The sequence below is a fragment of the Bradyrhizobium sp. CCBAU 45394 genome (assembly GCF_028128655.1).
In the GTDB taxonomy this organism is placed as follows: domain Bacteria; phylum Pseudomonadota; class Alphaproteobacteria; order Rhizobiales; family Xanthobacteraceae; genus Bradyrhizobium; species Bradyrhizobium diazoefficiens.
Genome location: NZ_LBIX01000173.1, coordinates 188,907 through 203,077, shown reverse-complemented (window position 1 = coordinate 203,077; position 14,171 = coordinate 188,907). Strand labels below are relative to the sequence as shown.

Sequence of the window (14,171 nt, the reverse complement as noted above, 5' to 3'; positions counted from 1 at the left end):
GGGTCCTGGCTTTCGCCAGAACGACATTGTGGAATGACGGGCGCACAATCGCCAAGCAAACGCCCGCGGCAGGCGGCCGCGCTGAGGCGAACGAGAGGACCTACTCTTCCTTCTTCGACATCCGCTCGAGGCGTTCCTGCATTTCCTTCATCTGCTGGCGCAGATCGTCGATGTTGCTGTCCTTCGGCGCCTCGGCGGTCGCATCGGGCTCCGGCTCCGGGGTGGTGGAGGAGCGCGCCGGCGGGGCGAACGGCTTGAACATCGAGAAGGTCTGCTGGAACAGCTCCATGTTGCGGCGGACCTGCTCCTCCAGGGGCGCAAAGGGCGTGCCGGACAGCGTATTGGCGATCTGCTTGCGGAACTTCTCCTGTTCCTGGGTCAGCGTCGCGATCGACTGTTCCAGATATTTCGGCACCACCATCTGCATGCTGTCGCCGTAGAAGCGGATGAGCTGGCGCAGGAAGGTGGTCGGTAGCAGGTTCTGGCCGGCCTTGTTCTCCTGCTCGAAGATGATCTGTGCCAGCACCGAGCGGGTGATGTCGTCGCCGGTCTTGGCGTCGTAGACCAGGAAATCTTCGCCATCCTTGACCATGGCGGCGAGGTCTTCCAGCGTCACATAGGTGCTCGTTCCGGTGTTATAGAGCCGGCGGTTCGCGTATTTCTTGATGGTGGTGGGTTGGTCTGATTTCGCCATGGGCTCTCACTTGCAAGACGCTGAGAACGGGAACCCGGCGGCCGATGCCGCAGGGCGGGAAGAGTACGCAACGCAACAAAATAAGCATTTTCAAAGGGGTCACGCTACCGTTTTGTGCGCCACGGTTAATCGGGCAGCAAAAACGTGCTTGCGAAAGCGCCAAGAACGCTATTTGGAATGCGTTGCGGCATGAATTCGGCCACCGGCCGATTGACATGCCGCAATGACGTTAACAGGATGCCGTCCGAGACTGGCGAGCCGTTTCCCCAGCCCCGTCTGCCCCCATTCAACCCCAGGAGATGCCCATGTCAGACGATGTCGTCATCGTCAGCGCCGCCCGCACCCCGGTCGGAAGCTTCAACGGAGCGTTCGCGACCCTTCCCGCCCACGATCTCGGCGCCGTCGCCATCAAGGCCGCGCTGGAGCGTGGTGGCATCGAGCCCGGCCGGGTCTCCGAAGTCATCATGGGCCAGATTCTGACCGCCGCTCAGGGCCAGAACCCGGCCCGCCAGGCCTCGATCGCCGCCGGCATTCCGGTGGAGAGCCCGGCCTGGGGCGTCAACCAGCTCTGCGGCTCGGGTCTGCGCACGGTCGCACTCGGTTACCAGGCGCTGCTCAACGGCGATTCCGAGATCGTGGTCGCCGGCGGCCAGGAATCGATGAGCATGGCTCCGCACGCCCAGTATCTGCGTGGCGGCGTCAAGATGGGCGCGCTCGAATTCATCGACACCATGATCAAGGACGGCCTGTGGGATGCCTTCAACGGCTACCACATGGGCAACACCGCCGAGAACGTTGCGCGCCAGTGGCAGATCACCCGCGCCCAGCAGGACGAGTTCGCGGTCGCCTCGCAGCAGAAGGCCGAGGCCGCGCAGAAGGCCGGCAAGTTCAACGACGAGATCGTCCCCGTCACCATCAAGACCCGCAAGGGCGACGTGGTCGTCAGCGCCGACGAATACCCGCGCCATGGCGCAACGCTCGATGCGATGGCCAAGCTCCGTCCCGCCTTCGAGAAGGACGGCACGGTCACCGCAGGCTCTGCTTCCGGCATCAATGACGGCGCTGCCGCCGTGGTGCTGATGACCGCCAAGCAGGCTGCCAAGGAAGGCAAGAAGCCGCTCGCGCGCATCGTGTCGTGGGCGCAGGCCGGCGTCGATCCGAAGATCATGGGCTCGGGCCCGATCCCGGCCTCGCGCGCCGCGCTGAAGAAGGCCGGCTGGAACGTCGGCGACCTCGACCTGATCGAGGCCAACGAGGCCTTCGCGGCGCAGGCTTGCGCCGTCAACAAGGACCTCGGCTGGGACACCTCCAAGGTCAACGTCAATGGCGGTGCGATCGCGATCGGCCACCCGGTCGGCGCCTCCGGCGCGCGCGTGCTGGTGACGCTGCTGCACGAGATGCAGAAGCGCGATTCCAAGAAGGGCCTTGCCACGCTGTGCATCGGCGGCGGCATGGGTATCGCGATGTGTCTGGCGCGCGACTGAATCTAGCTCTCGCGCAGCTTACGTGGACCATGCGCGTGCGCTGCACACATAAGTGAGTGCGTTGCACGCGACTAAAAAGGCAGCGGTTGCAAATCAAATATTCTTCGCAACCGCGTCAGCCTCGACTAAAGAGAAACGCCCGGCTCACGCCGGGCGTTTTGTTCTTGATGTCCGTCAAACGTCCCGCATAATCCGTAGCTAAAAACGATCACTCAGAAACGTCCGAAGAGTCCAAGGGAAGGAATACGATATGGCACGTGTTGCATTGGTGACGGGTGGTACGCGGGGCATCGGAGCTGCGATCGGCAAGGCGCTGAAGGCGGCCGGCTACAAGGTCGCGGCGAGCTACGCCGGCAACGATGCGGCGGCGGAGAAGTTCAAGGCGGAGACCGGCATCGCCGTCTACAAATGGGACGTCAGCAATTTCGACGCCTGCGCCGAAGGCGTGAAGAAGGTCGAGGCCGAGGTCGGCCCGATCGACGTGCTCGTCAACAATGCCGGGATCACCAAGGACGGCGCCTTCCACAAGATGAGCCTCGAGCAATGGAACGCCGTGATCGGCACCAATCTCGGCTCGCTGTTCAACATGTCGCGCCAGGTGATCGAAGGCATGCGCGGGCGCAAGTTCGGCCGCATCATCAACATCTCCTCGATCAACGGCCAGAAGGGCCAGTTCGGCCAGGTGAACTATTCCGCGGCGAAGGCCGGCGAGATCGGCTTCACCAAGGCCTTGGCGCTGGAGAACGCCAAGGGCGGCGTCACCGTGAACGCGATCTGCCCCGGCTACATCAACACCGAGATGGTGCAGGCGGTGCCGAAGGACGTGCTGGAAAAGTCCATCCTGCCGCTGATCCCGATCGGCCGCTTAGGGGAGCCCGAGGAAATCGCACGCGCGGTCGTGTTCCTCGCCGCCGACGAAGCCGGCGCCATCACCGGCTCGACGCTGACCGTCAACGGCGGCCAGTACATGGTGTGATGCGTAGGCATCACGCAGGTTGATATCGACGACGTCGTCATGCCCGGGCTTGTCCCGGGCATTTGTCCATGCACTGTCATTCCGGGGCGCCGCGATAGCGGCGAACCCGGAATCTCGAGATTCCGGGTTCTGCTCTTTGAGCCGCTCCGGAATGACGAGGCGATTTAAATGACTCCCCGCACCGCGACGCTGATCGGATTGACCGCGATCCTGATGTGGTCGCTGCTGTCAGTGATGACGGTGGCGACCGGAAAGATCCCGGCATTCCAGCTCGCCGCGATGACATTTGCGATCGGCGGCCTCGTCGGCCTGCTCACCTGGATCGGCCGCGGCGAGGCGGCGAAAAGCCTGCGCCAGCCACTGGCTGTGTGGACCGTCGGCGTCGGCGGCTTGTTTGGCTATCACGCGCTGTATTTTTTGGCACTGCGCTTCGCGCCGCCGGCTGAAGCCGGTCTGCTCAACTATCTCTGGCCGCTGCTGATCGTGCTGTTCTCGTCCTTCCTGCCGGGCGAGCGGCTGGCCGTGCATCACATCGTCGGTGCCGTGCTCGGCCTCGTCGGCACCGTGCTGCTGTTCGCCGGCAATACCTCCGGCTTCGCGCCGGGGGCGGTGCCGGGATTGATCGCGGCCTTCATCGCCGCCTTCGTGTGGGCGACCTATTCGGTGCTATCGCGCCGATTGAAGGCGGTGCCGACCGACGCGGTCGCGGGCTTCTGTCTCGCCACGGCGTTGCTCGCTGCGCTGATGCATGGCGCGCTCGAAACCACCGTGTGGCCGGAGACGGCGCTGCAATGGATCTCCGTGATTGGGCTCGGCATCGGGCCTGTCGGGGCAGCGTTCTACGCCTGGGACATCGGCATGAAGCGCGGCGACATCCGCGTGCTCGGTGCCGCCTCCTACGCGACGCCGCTATTGTCGACCGGCTTCCTCATCGCCGCCGGCTTCGCAAAAGCCAGTGCCAATATCGCCATCGCCGCGGTCCTGATCGCCGGCGGCGGCCTGATCGCGGCGAAAGATATGGTGTTGCGGAAGCGATGATTGTCATTCGGGGGCGCACGACGTGCGAACCCGGAATCCATTTATCGGCGTCAATAGTGGTGAGATAGATTCCGGGTTTGCCGCTTGCGGGGCGCCCCGGAATGACGGTGTGGAGCTACGGCTCCCAGCCCTTCGGCGCGAGCTCGAACTTCGCGAACTCGAATGCGGGTGCCACGGTGCAGCCGACCAGTGTCCACTCACCTGTTGTCTCGGCCATCTGCCATGCATCGGCCGGTACGATGGCCTGCGGTCGTTCGCCGCTCACGAGATCCGTGCCGAGGCGGACCTCGTGCTGGGAGCAGCCTTCATGCGCGATGCGCAGCATCAGCGGGCTGCCGGCGTAGTAATGCCAGATCTCGACCGCATCGATGCGGTGCCAGTGCGAACGCTCGCCGCGCGCGAGCAGGAAGTAAATGAGGGTCGAGCGCGAACGGCCGTTGGCGTCCGTGGTCTGGTCGCGAAACGTCTCGCGATAGTGCCCGCCTTCGGGATGCGGTCGGAGTTCAAGGCGCGCGATGATCTCGGCTGCGGTCGGCATCGATCCCCGTCAGGATTTGTTCTTTAGGATTTGTTCTTGCGCTCGCGCAACTCGCCGAAGACCGCGGCGGCATCCGCACCCTTCATGTGTAGCCTGGCTGCGACCGAGGGGTCATCGGCACGCAGGAACACGTTTGCTCGCTTCTCGTCACCAAGCAGTGAGGGAATCGTGGGCTTGTTCTCGGCGCGAAGCTTGGTCACCTCCGCCGCGCGCGCCTGAAGCGCCGCATTGTCGGGATCGACGGTGAGCGCGAACTTGACGTTGGAAGCGGTGTATTCGTGGCCGCAATAGAGCTTGAAATCGTCGGGCAGCGCCCGCAGCTTCAAGAGCGAATCCCACATCATCGGATAGGTGCCCTCGAAGACGCGGCCGCAGCCGATCGAAAACAGCGTGTCGGCGGCGAACACGGTCTTCTCGGTGTCGAACACGTAGGAGATGTGGTCGAGCGTGTGGCCGGGCGTCTCCACGACGCGCGCCAGCAGGCTGCCGACCTTGACCACGTCGGCATTGGCGACGCGCAGGTCGACGTTGGCGATCGCAGTGGTCTTGTCGTGCGGCGCGACGACGCGGCAGTTGTATTTGTGCTTGAGTTCGGCGACCCCGCCGACATGATCGCCATGATGATGGGTGATCAGGATGTCGGTGAGCTGCCAGCCCTCGCGCTCCAGCGCCTTCAGGATGGGGCCGGCCTCCGGCGCGTCGATCGACGCCGTCGCCTTGGTTTCCACATCGTGGATCAGGTAACCGAAATTGTCGTTTAAACAGCTGAAAGTACGAATTTCGGCAGCCATGACGTCTCCTTCGCGCTCAGCCCCGCCAGACAAATATGGCGTTAACGTTGCGCAGGCAATGCAATATTCAGCGCGCAGCGGCGGCCTTGCGCATGTTACATTGCCGTCATGAGCATCGACGTCGTCGACCTCCGCGAGTTCTATTCCCGTCGCCTCGGGATTGTGGCGCGGCAAATGATCAATCGGGGCATCAGGGAGCGCTGGCCGCGCGCCGAGGGCCAGCGCGTGCTCGGCATCGGCTATCCCACGCCCTATCTCGGACTGTTCCGGGAGGACGCCGAGCGCTGCCTCGCCTTCATGCCGGCGGCCCAGGGCGTCCTGAAATGGCCTACGGGGCGGCCGGCGCTGGCCTCGCTGGTGGATGAATTCTCGCTGCCGCTTCCCGATTCCGCGGTCGACCGCATCCTGCTGGTCCACGCGCTGGAGATGTCGGACGATCCGGCTGCGCTGCTGCGCGAGGTGTGGCGCGTGCTGTCGCCGTCCGGCCGCGTGATCGCGGTGATCCCGAACCGGCGCGGCGTGTGGACGCGCAGCGACAATACGCCGTTCGGCCACGGCCGGCCCTATTCGCGCTCGCAGATCACCGATCTGTTGCGCCAGACCTGGTTCACGCCGACCGCCTGGGGCGAGGCGCTGTTCATGCCGCCCTATGCCGGCGGGTGGGTGCTGAAATCGGCGCAGATGTGGGAGCGTGCCGGGGCGGCGCTGTCGCTGCCCTTTGCCGGCGTGCACATCGTCGAGGCCACCAAGCAGGTCTATCGCGCGATCCCCGCCAAGCGCGAGCGGGCGCGGCTGATTCCCTCGTTGAAGCCGGTGCTGGTGCCGTCCTCGACGGTGACGCGCAGCTGAAAACAAATCGTCCCGGCGCGAGGCCGGGACGATGCAGATCAGAAAATCCGAAGGAGCTTACTCGCCGGGCGCCAGATCGTCGCTGGACGCGGCCGGAGCGGCTTCGCGCTCGGGGCGCGGGCCGTGCGGCCGGCGCCGCCGGCGCGGAAAGCGCTCGCCGCCACCACCGCCCTCGAAGCCAGCCTGGCCGCCGTTCGCGCCGACATTCACTTGCGGCTGTGCGCCGGTGATGAAGGAGGGCAGGCGATCGACGCTGCCGGCATCGGCGATGACGGGCTGCGGCTGGTTCGGCGGCATTGGCTGCGGCTGATATTGCTGCGGCTGCGGACGATGGTCGCGTTCGCGGTGCTCGCGCGGCTGCTGGTTGTCGCGCTGGTACGACGGCTGGTTGTCACGCTGCTGGTGATCACGCTGATGATGATCGCGCTGGCCGTCGCGGTCGCGCATGAAGGGCTGCTGCTGTTGCGGCTGCGGGACGAAGCCCGGCTCCTGGCCGAAATTCGAGAAATTCTCGCCGTCGTCTTCGCCGTCGTCGCTATTGCTGCTGATGGGCTCGTCGCCGCGCGGCTGCTGGTTCTGGCGGAACTGCTCCTGGGCGGCCGCGATCAGGCGGAAATAATGCTCGGCGTGCTGGTAGTAGTTCTCGGCCGCAACGGGGTCGCCGGAGGAGCGCGCGTCGCGCGCGAGCTGCAGATATTTTTCGGCGATGTGCGAAGCCGTGCCGCGGATCTTGATATCGGGTCCGTTGGATTCGTAGACCCGGGTCATCGGGTTCTGGCCGCGCCGGTTGTTGTTATTGTTGTTGTTGCGGTTGCGCATCCGCTGCTTGTTCTGACCGTTTCTCATGTCCTGCCTTTAATTCCAGCCCTAAAGGTTGCACGCATTACTGATTGCTAGGAGTGACCTGATGACAGCGGTTCACATCGCTCACGCGCACCGCGCGCAAGAGGCGGCTTGAACCCTGCCAATGTTCGTCGACCGTCGCGTTCAACAAAGACGCGTTCCCCACCCGCCAGCATTCATTGCCAGCGAACCCATTCATTTTGCCTGCCAAAACAAGCCCTGGTTTCTTGCGTTAGTCTTCGCGCGCAATATCAGGCTTTCGTTCACTTTGCGGTCGGAAAGCTGCGCACCTCAATGGGCTATCGCGCTTAACAGGACCTGCGGCTTGGAACCTAAAATCAGTGAAGCTCTCGCCCGAGAGCCCGGCTTTCGCCCGTAGGTGTACGGGGCCGACACCGATGTGTTGAGTAGAAGGTAGTCGTTCCCAAGGGATATTCCAAGTGGTTTTTACAGGCCAATCCGGCTTTTATGGGGGCATTTTTCGGGCCGAAACGGCCCGTGGGATACCCGCCAAATCGGCCTTGGGCGGCCTGTCCACCACCAACGCCGCAGCCGTCAAAAGGGTTTCAATATTTCGGGCCTGGCCCTGTCCGGCCTCGACGATCAGCGCTCCGCCGGGCGCGAGACGCTCGGCCGCCTGCGGGATCAGGGCGCGGTAGGCGTCATATCCGTCGTTGCCGCCGTCGAGCGCCAGATGCGGATCGTGCTCGCGCACCTCGATGCTCAATTTCGGAATTTCGGCGGAAGGGATATAGGGCGGATTCGACACGATGAGGTCGAATGGGCCGCGGAGCGCCGCTAAATAGGAACAGGCGACGAAGGCGGAGCGGTCGGCAAGGCCAAGGGTCACGGCATTGCCCCTGGCGGTCTCGAGCGCGTTCAGGCTGAGATCGGTGCCGACGCCGAAGGCGCCGGGGATATCGTGCAGCAGCGCCAGCAGGATCGCGCCGGATCCGGTGCCGATGTCGGCGATGCGTGGCTGCTGGGTTGCCTTCTGCTCGCGGAAAAGCTCGAGCGCGCGCTCGACCACCGTCTCTGTGTCGGGGCGTGGGACCAGGGTTGCGTCCGACAGGCGGAACGGCAGGCCCCAGAATTCGCGCGTCCCGAGAATGCGCGCCACCGGCTCGCCCGCGATCCGGCGTTGCGCATGCTGCGCGATCCGCGAGGCCTCCGCCTCCGTGAGAAGCCGGGCGGCCTGCGCTATCAGGCCGGTGAGATCGAGGCCGAGCGCAGCACCAAGCAGGATGCGGGCGTCGAGCTCGGCTTCCTCGAGCTGCGCCGATCGCAGCCGCGCCGCCAGTGCACGTCGTGCGCTCTCGATCGATTGTCCGGTGAAGGGATCGCTCACGCGGGGCGTCACGCCGCCGCGCCTTGCGCGGCGAGCTGTGCGGCCTGGTGCTCGGTGGTCAGCGCGTCGATCAATTCGCCAAGCGCTTCGCCCGCGATCACCTGCGGCAGCTTGTAGAGCGTTAGATTGATGCGGTGGTCGGTGACGCGCCCTTGCGGGAAATTATAGGTGCGGATGCGCTCGCTGCGATCGCCGGAGCCGACCTTTTCCTTGCGCTCGGCCGAGCGCGCCGCATCGACGCGTTGCCGCTCGGCGTCGTAGATGCGCGAGCGCAGGATGTTCATCGCCGAGGCGCGGTTCTTGTGCTGCGAGCGGCTGTCCTGCATCATCACCACGATGCCGGTCGGGATGTGGGTGATGCGGATCGCCGATTCGGTCTTGTTGACGTGCTGGCCGCCGGCGCCCTGCGCACGCATGGTCTCGATGCGCAGATCGTCGTTCTTGATGTCGACGTCGACATCCTCGACCTCCGGCAGCACCGCCACCGTCGCGGCCGAGGTGTGGATGCGCCCCTGCGTCTCGGTGTCGGGCACGCGCTGCACGCGGTGCACGCCGGATTCGAACTTCAGCTTCGAGAACGCGCCGCGGCCCTGCACCTCCGCGATGATTTCCTTGTAGCCGCCGACGGTGCCTTCGCTCGCCGAGATGACCTCGACCTTCCAGCCCTGCAGGCTGGCGAAGCGCTCGTACATCCGGAACAGGTCGCCGGCGAACAGCGAAGCCTCGTCGCCGCCGGTGCCGGCGCGGATTTCCAGCACCACGTTGCGGTCGTCCATGGCGTCCTTGGGCAGCAGCGCGACGCGGATTTTCTGGACGAGATCCTCGATCCTTGGCGCCAGTTCGTCGCGCTCGGCTTCCGCCATGCCGCGCATCTCCGCATCCGTCGCGGGATCGGCGATCAGCGCCTCGGTGTCGGCGAGTTCTTTAACCGCGGACCGGTAAGTCTTGACCGCCTCGATCAGCGGCGTGATCTCGGCGAGCTCGCGCGTGATCTGCACGTAGCGCTCGGAGGCGAGCTGTCCCAGCGATTCGGCCTCGAGCGAAGCGTGATGCGCGAGCAGGACGTCCAGTTTGGCTTCGGGGAGTGACGACATCGGGTAAGTCTCAAATGGCGGAAGGCGGCGAGGCGGCGGGACGCGGGCGACAGGCCCGCTACAAGGCCAGGCCTTCGGCCTCGGCAAATTCCGTCAGCTTCTGCCGGATCGAGACGCTGCCGCTTGGCGCATCCAGCAACGGGCCGAGCATCGCCTCGGCCTTCTTGGCATCGAGATCGATCACCATCGCCTTGACCGGGCCGAGCGCGGTTGCCGACAGCGACAGCGAGCGATAGCCCATCGCGATCAGCGCCAGCGCGCCGATCGGCTTGGAGGCCATCTCGCCGCAGAGCGACAGCGACTTCTGCGCCGCATTGGACTTGCGGGCAATGTCGCGGAGCGCGCGCAGGATCGGCGCCGACATGGTGTCGAAGCGCTCGGAGACCTTGGCATTGCCGCGGTCGACCGCGAACAGGAACTGGAACAGATCGTTGGAGCCGACCGAGATGAAATCGACCTTCTTCAGGAGCTCGTCGAGCTGATACAGCAGCGCCGGCACCTCGACCATGGTGCCGATGTCGATCCGCTCCGGCAGCGTGTGGCCGTGCTGGCGCAGATATGTGAGCTCGCGCTCGACCAGCGCCTTCGCCGAATCGAATTCGGCGACCTCCGAGATCATCGGGAACATGATGCGCAGCGCGCGGCCGCCGCCGGCGCGCAGCAGCGCGCGGATCTGGCCGCGCAAAAGGCCGGGACGATCGAGCCCAAGCCGGATCGCGCGCCAGCCGAGCGCCGGATTCTCCTCGATCACCGCTTCCATATAGGGCAGCGCCTTGTCGCCGCCGATGTCGAGGGTGCGGAAGGTGACGGGCTTGCTGCCCGCCGCATCCAGCACGGTGCGATAGAGCGCGAGCTGGTCGCTGGTGCGCGGTAGGCTCTGGCCGACCATGAATTGCAGCTCGGTGCGGAACAGGCCGATGCCGGCGCTGCCGGTGTCCTCGATGTGCGGCAGGTCGATGGCGAGACCTGCGTTGATCATCAGCTCGACCTTCTGGCCGTCCTTGGTGACGCAGGGCCGGTCGCGCAGCGCGAGGTACTGCGCCTGGCGGCGGGCACGGAAGCGCACGCGCTCGGCGAAGGCCGCCTCGATCTCCTGCGAGGGGCGCACATAGATCGAGCCCGATGTGCCGTCGACGATGATGGCGTCGCCGGGATCGGCGATTCCAGGCGCGTTCGGCACTTCGCCGACCGCAGGGATTCCGAGCGCGCGCGCCACGATCGAGACGTGGGAGTTGGCGGTGCCTTCCTCCAGCACGATGCCGCGCAGGCGCTTGCGGTCGTAGTCGAGCAGCGCCGCCGGGCCCATCGCGCGGGCGATGACGATGGCATTGTCGGGCAATTGTTCGCGTGACGGCGCGTGGTCCTGGCCGACGAGCTGCCGCATCAGGCGGTAGCCGAGATCCTCGAGGTCATGCAGCCGGTCGCGCAGGTATGGATCGGTCGAGCGCAGCATGCGCGCGCGGGTGTCGGACTGCACGCGCTCGACGGCGGCTTCCGCGGTGAGGCCGGTGGCGACCGCCTCGTGCAGCTTGTGCGACCAGCCCTGGTCGTTGGCGAACATGCGATAGGCTTCCAACACCTCGCGGTGCTCGCCGCCCTCGGCGACGTCGCCGCGCTCCAGCATGCGGTCGAGATCGGCGCGCAGCTTGGCGAGCGCGGTGTCCAGCCGCTTGATTTCCTTCGGCAGGTCCTCGGCGATGTAGTCCTTGATGACGACGCGCGGCTCGTGCAGCACGACATGGCCGAGCGCGATGCCTTCCGACAGGATCGCGCCGACCCTCTGCATGGAGTGGCGCGCGGCCGGCTCGAGGCCGGGCTGGGCCAGCGCCGACAATTCGCCGGAGGCGATCAGCTCCGCCAGCACCATCGCGGTGGTCTGCAGCGCCTCGAGTTCTTCCTCGACATAGGTGCGCTTGGCACGGTTCTGCACCACCAGCACGCCGAGCGTGTTGCCGGCGCGCAGGATCGGCACGCCGAGGAAGGAGTGGTAGATCTCTTCGCCGGTCTCCGGGCGGAACGAGAAGGCCGGATGGCTCTGCGCGTCGTTCAGATTGAGCGGCGTCGCCTCGCTGGCGACGAGGCCGACCAAGCCCTCATGGGCGCTGAGCACGGTATGGTGCACTGCCTCGCGGTTCAGACCTTCGGTGGCGTAGAGCTCGAGCGTGTTGTCGATGCGCAGCACATAGACCGAGCACACCTCGGCCACCATGTTGGCGGCGATCAGCACCACGATCTTGTCCAGCCGCTCCTGGGCCGAGACCTGCTCCGCCATGGTTTCGCGGAGCCGTCTCAACAAGACGCGGGGACCTCCCGACGCGCTCCGCATGTACCCTCAGTCTCCTCCGTCAGCCGGGCCCGAAAGGGGGGCCCGGCGGCTCGCCCGAAAATCCAGAAAAACAACGAATTTGCTCATCCGGCGCCGGCCCGGGTCCAAATCTTCTTCAGATTTGGCGCCTGAGCCGAATCAGCACCGCCTCAACTGGGGCACAGTATGTGGCAGCCCACCCTGTTCGCCGTATAGCGAATTGGGGCTTGTTTTGCCAAGCAAAACGCCTGCCAGACGCGAAGGTGTGTACACCTTCGCGTTTGCTGCGACCGCTAAGAGAAAATTAGCCTAAGCCTGATCGAGGCCGTAGAGCGTATGCAGGGTCCGCACCGCAAGCTCGGTATAGGCGGTGTCGATCAATACCGAGAATTTGATCTCGGAGGTTGTAATGGCCCGGATGTTGATATTCCGTCCGGCGAGGGCCGAGAACGCCTGGGCGGCGACGCCGGCGTGGCTGCGCATCCCGCTGCCGATTACCGATATCTTGGCGACGTCGGTGGCGGTATCGAGCCGGGCATAGCCGATCTTGCCCTTGGCGGCGGTAATCGTATCCCTGGCGCGGGTGAAGTCCGCGGCCGGCACCGTGAAGGTGAGGTCGGTGGTCTTGCCGTCCTCGGAGACGCCCTGCACGATCATGTCGACGTTGATGTTGGCATCCGCCAGCGGACCGAAGATCGACGCGGCGACGCCCGGCTTGTCCTCGATCTGGCGCACCGAAATCTGGGCCTCGTCCTTCGAAAAGGCGATGCCGGTGACGACGTGGCTTTCCATGATCTCCTCCTCGCTGCAGATCAGCGTGCCGGGCGGCTGGTTGGCATGCGGGTCGATATCCTCGGGCTTGTCGAAGCTCGAGCGGACGAAGATCGGCATGTTGTGGACCATGCCGAGTTCCACGGAGCGGACCTGGAGCACTTTCGCGCCCTGCGAGGCCAGTTCCAGCATGTCTTCGAATGCGATCTTGTCGAGCCTCTTGGCCTTCGGCACGATTCGCGGGTCGGTGGTGTAGACGCCGTCGACGTCGGTGTAGATGTCGCAGCGGTCTGCCTTGACGGCTGCGGCGACCGCCACGGCCGAGGTGTCGGAGCCGCCGCGGCCGAGCGTGGTGATGCGGTTGGTCTCGGGGTTGATGCCCTGGAAGCCGGCGATGACGGCGACTTCCTTGCGATCCCTAAAGCGCTTGATGATCTCGCTGCCGTCGATGTCCTCGATCCGGGCCGAGGCATGGGCGTCGCTGGTCTTGATCGGGATCTGCCAGCCCTGCCAGGAGCGGGCCTGGATGCCCATGCTCTGGAGCACGATGGCGAGGAGGCCGGAGGTCACCTGTTCGCCGGAGGCGACGACGGCGTCGTATTCGCGCGCATCGTGCATCGGCGAGGCCTCGGTGCACCAGGCCACCAGCTCGTTGGTTTTGCCCGACATCGCCGAGACGACCACGGCCACTTCGTGGCCGGCGTCGACCTCACGCTTCACATGGCGTGCGACGTTGCGGATGCGTTCGATGTTGGCGACGGATGTGCCGCCGAATTTCATCACGAGGCGGCTCATGACGACGCGTGCATTCCCTCATAAGGATCAGTATGGTGACCCGCACTGGACGGGCCTCGCGGACACCGTCCGCGCGTATACATAGCGGCGGGGCCGGGGGCAAGCGGGTTCCTGCGGGGGCAGGCTCGAGGTCTGGCTTGAAGTCTGGCCTGGGGGTAATGGGTTAACCGAGATCATGGCGCGTTACATCGACGAGATCCTGCAACCGGGCGAGCGGGTGCTGTATTCGACCAATGCGCACTGGATCTTCTATTTCCCGGCGATTGTGGCCTGGATCGTGGCCCTGGCCCTGTTCGCCCTGTCCCGGCAGAGCGACATCTACAGCGTGATGATCCTGTCCCTGTTCGGCTCCGGCCTGGTGGCGCTGGCCGCCCTGTACTGGACCGTGAAGGGCTGGTTCCATCGCTTCACCACCGAGACCGACGTCACCAACCTCAGGGTTGTGCACAAGACCGGGTTCATCAAGCGCCGCACCTTCGAGATGGCGCTGGACAAGGTCGAGAGCGTCGACGTCGATCAGACGATTCTTGGACGTATTCTCAACTACGGCGACGTGACCATTCGCGGTGTCGGCGAGGGGATCGAGACGATCAGGACCATCGCCTCGCCGCTCGCCTTCCGTAGTTCGATCACCACGCGGTAGGA

The 14,171-nt window shown here is 65.1% G+C and carries 13 protein-coding genes; 5 read left to right on the top strand and 8 right to left on the bottom strand.

Features of this window, described 5'->3' with window-relative positions:
* Nucleotides 1-100 precede the first annotated feature (100 nt).
* Nucleotides 101-694 (bottom strand): polyhydroxyalkanoate synthesis repressor PhaR, encoded by a 594-nt coding sequence (gene phaR, locus WN73_RS32380; RefSeq protein WP_011083059.1) that lies wholly within the window; start codon nucleotides 692-694, stop codon nucleotides 101-103.
* 305 nt (nucleotides 695-999) lie between these two features.
* Between phaR and WN73_RS32375 the strand changes: the two genes are divergently transcribed.
* From WN73_RS32375 to yddG, 3 genes are all read left to right on the top strand, one after another.
* Entirely contained in the window at nucleotides 1,000-2,178 is a 1,179-nt protein-coding gene (locus WN73_RS32375) for an acetyl-CoA C-acetyltransferase (protein ID WP_028175239.1), read from the top strand.
* Nucleotides 2,179-2,428: 250 nt separating this feature from the next.
* Nucleotides 2,429-3,154 (top strand): acetoacetyl-CoA reductase, encoded by a 726-nt coding sequence (gene phbB, locus WN73_RS32370; protein WP_011083057.1) that lies wholly within the window; start codon nucleotides 2,429-2,431, stop codon nucleotides 3,152-3,154.
* 168 nt (nucleotides 3,155-3,322) lie between these two features.
* Nucleotides 3,323-4,192, top strand: a complete 870-nt coding sequence (yddG, locus tag WN73_RS32365; RefSeq protein WP_011083056.1) for an aromatic amino acid exporter YddG — start codon at nucleotides 3,323-3,325, stop codon at nucleotides 4,190-4,192.
* A gap of 115 nt (nucleotides 4,193-4,307) precedes the next feature.
* On the opposite strand, the gene WN73_RS32360 is transcribed toward yddG, so the two are convergent.
* On the bottom strand, nucleotides 4,308-4,730 hold the full coding sequence (locus tag WN73_RS32360; RefSeq protein ID WP_011083055.1) for a cupin domain-containing protein: 423 nt from the start codon (nucleotides 4,728-4,730) through the stop codon (nucleotides 4,308-4,310).
* Nucleotides 4,731-4,753: 23 nt separating this feature from the next.
* Nucleotides 4,754-5,521: a hydroxyacylglutathione hydrolase gene (gene gloB, locus WN73_RS32355; RefSeq protein ID WP_271556249.1), complete on the bottom strand. Its 768-nt coding sequence runs from the start codon at nucleotides 5,519-5,521 to the stop codon at nucleotides 4,754-4,756.
* 108 nt (nucleotides 5,522-5,629) lie between these two features.
* On the opposite strand from gloB, the gene WN73_RS32350 reads away from it, so the two are divergent.
* A complete protein-coding gene (locus WN73_RS32350) occupies nucleotides 5,630-6,370 on the top strand; it encodes a methyltransferase domain-containing protein (RefSeq protein ID WP_011083053.1) in 741 nt (246 codons plus the stop codon).
* A gap of 57 nt (nucleotides 6,371-6,427) precedes the next feature.
* On the opposite strand, the gene WN73_RS32345 is transcribed toward WN73_RS32350, so the two are convergent.
* The 5 genes from WN73_RS32345 to WN73_RS32325 all read right to left on the bottom strand — a co-directional run bounded on the left by WN73_RS32345 (nucleotide 6,428) and on the right by WN73_RS32325 (nucleotide 13,526).
* Nucleotides 6,428-7,216, bottom strand: coding sequence for a DUF4167 domain-containing protein (locus WN73_RS32345; RefSeq protein ID WP_011083052.1), 789 nt, complete (start codon nucleotides 7,214-7,216; stop codon nucleotides 6,428-6,430).
* 463 nt (nucleotides 7,217-7,679) lie between these two features.
* A complete protein-coding gene (gene prmC / locus WN73_RS32340; RefSeq protein WP_271556248.1) occupies nucleotides 7,680-8,573 on the bottom strand; it encodes a peptide chain release factor N(5)-glutamine methyltransferase in 894 nt (297 codons plus the stop codon).
* Complete coding sequence (gene prfA, locus WN73_RS32335) at nucleotides 8,570-9,655, bottom strand: peptide chain release factor 1 (RefSeq protein ID WP_011083050.1); 1,086 nt, start codon at nucleotides 9,653-9,655, stop codon at nucleotides 8,570-8,572. Before prfA ends, prmC begins: the two co-directional genes overlap by 4 nt.
* Before the next feature lie 58 nt (nucleotides 9,656-9,713).
* Nucleotides 9,714-11,981, bottom strand: a complete 2,268-nt coding sequence (ptsP, locus tag WN73_RS32330; protein WP_161532604.1) for a phosphoenolpyruvate--protein phosphotransferase — start codon at nucleotides 11,979-11,981, stop codon at nucleotides 9,714-9,716.
* 288 nt (nucleotides 11,982-12,269) lie between these two features.
* Nucleotides 12,270-13,526 (bottom strand): aspartate kinase, encoded by a 1,257-nt coding sequence (locus tag WN73_RS32325; protein ID WP_028175795.1) that lies wholly within the window; start codon nucleotides 13,524-13,526, stop codon nucleotides 12,270-12,272.
* Between the two features lie 175 nt (nucleotides 13,527-13,701).
* On the opposite strand from WN73_RS32325, the gene WN73_RS32320 reads away from it, so the two are divergent.
* Nucleotides 13,702-14,169 carry a PH domain-containing protein gene (locus tag WN73_RS32320; protein ID WP_011083047.1) on the top strand — a complete coding sequence of 156 codons (468 nt, stop codon included), beginning with the start codon at nucleotides 13,702-13,704 and terminating at the stop codon, nucleotides 14,167-14,169.
* Nucleotides 14,170-14,171 lie beyond the last annotated feature (2 nt).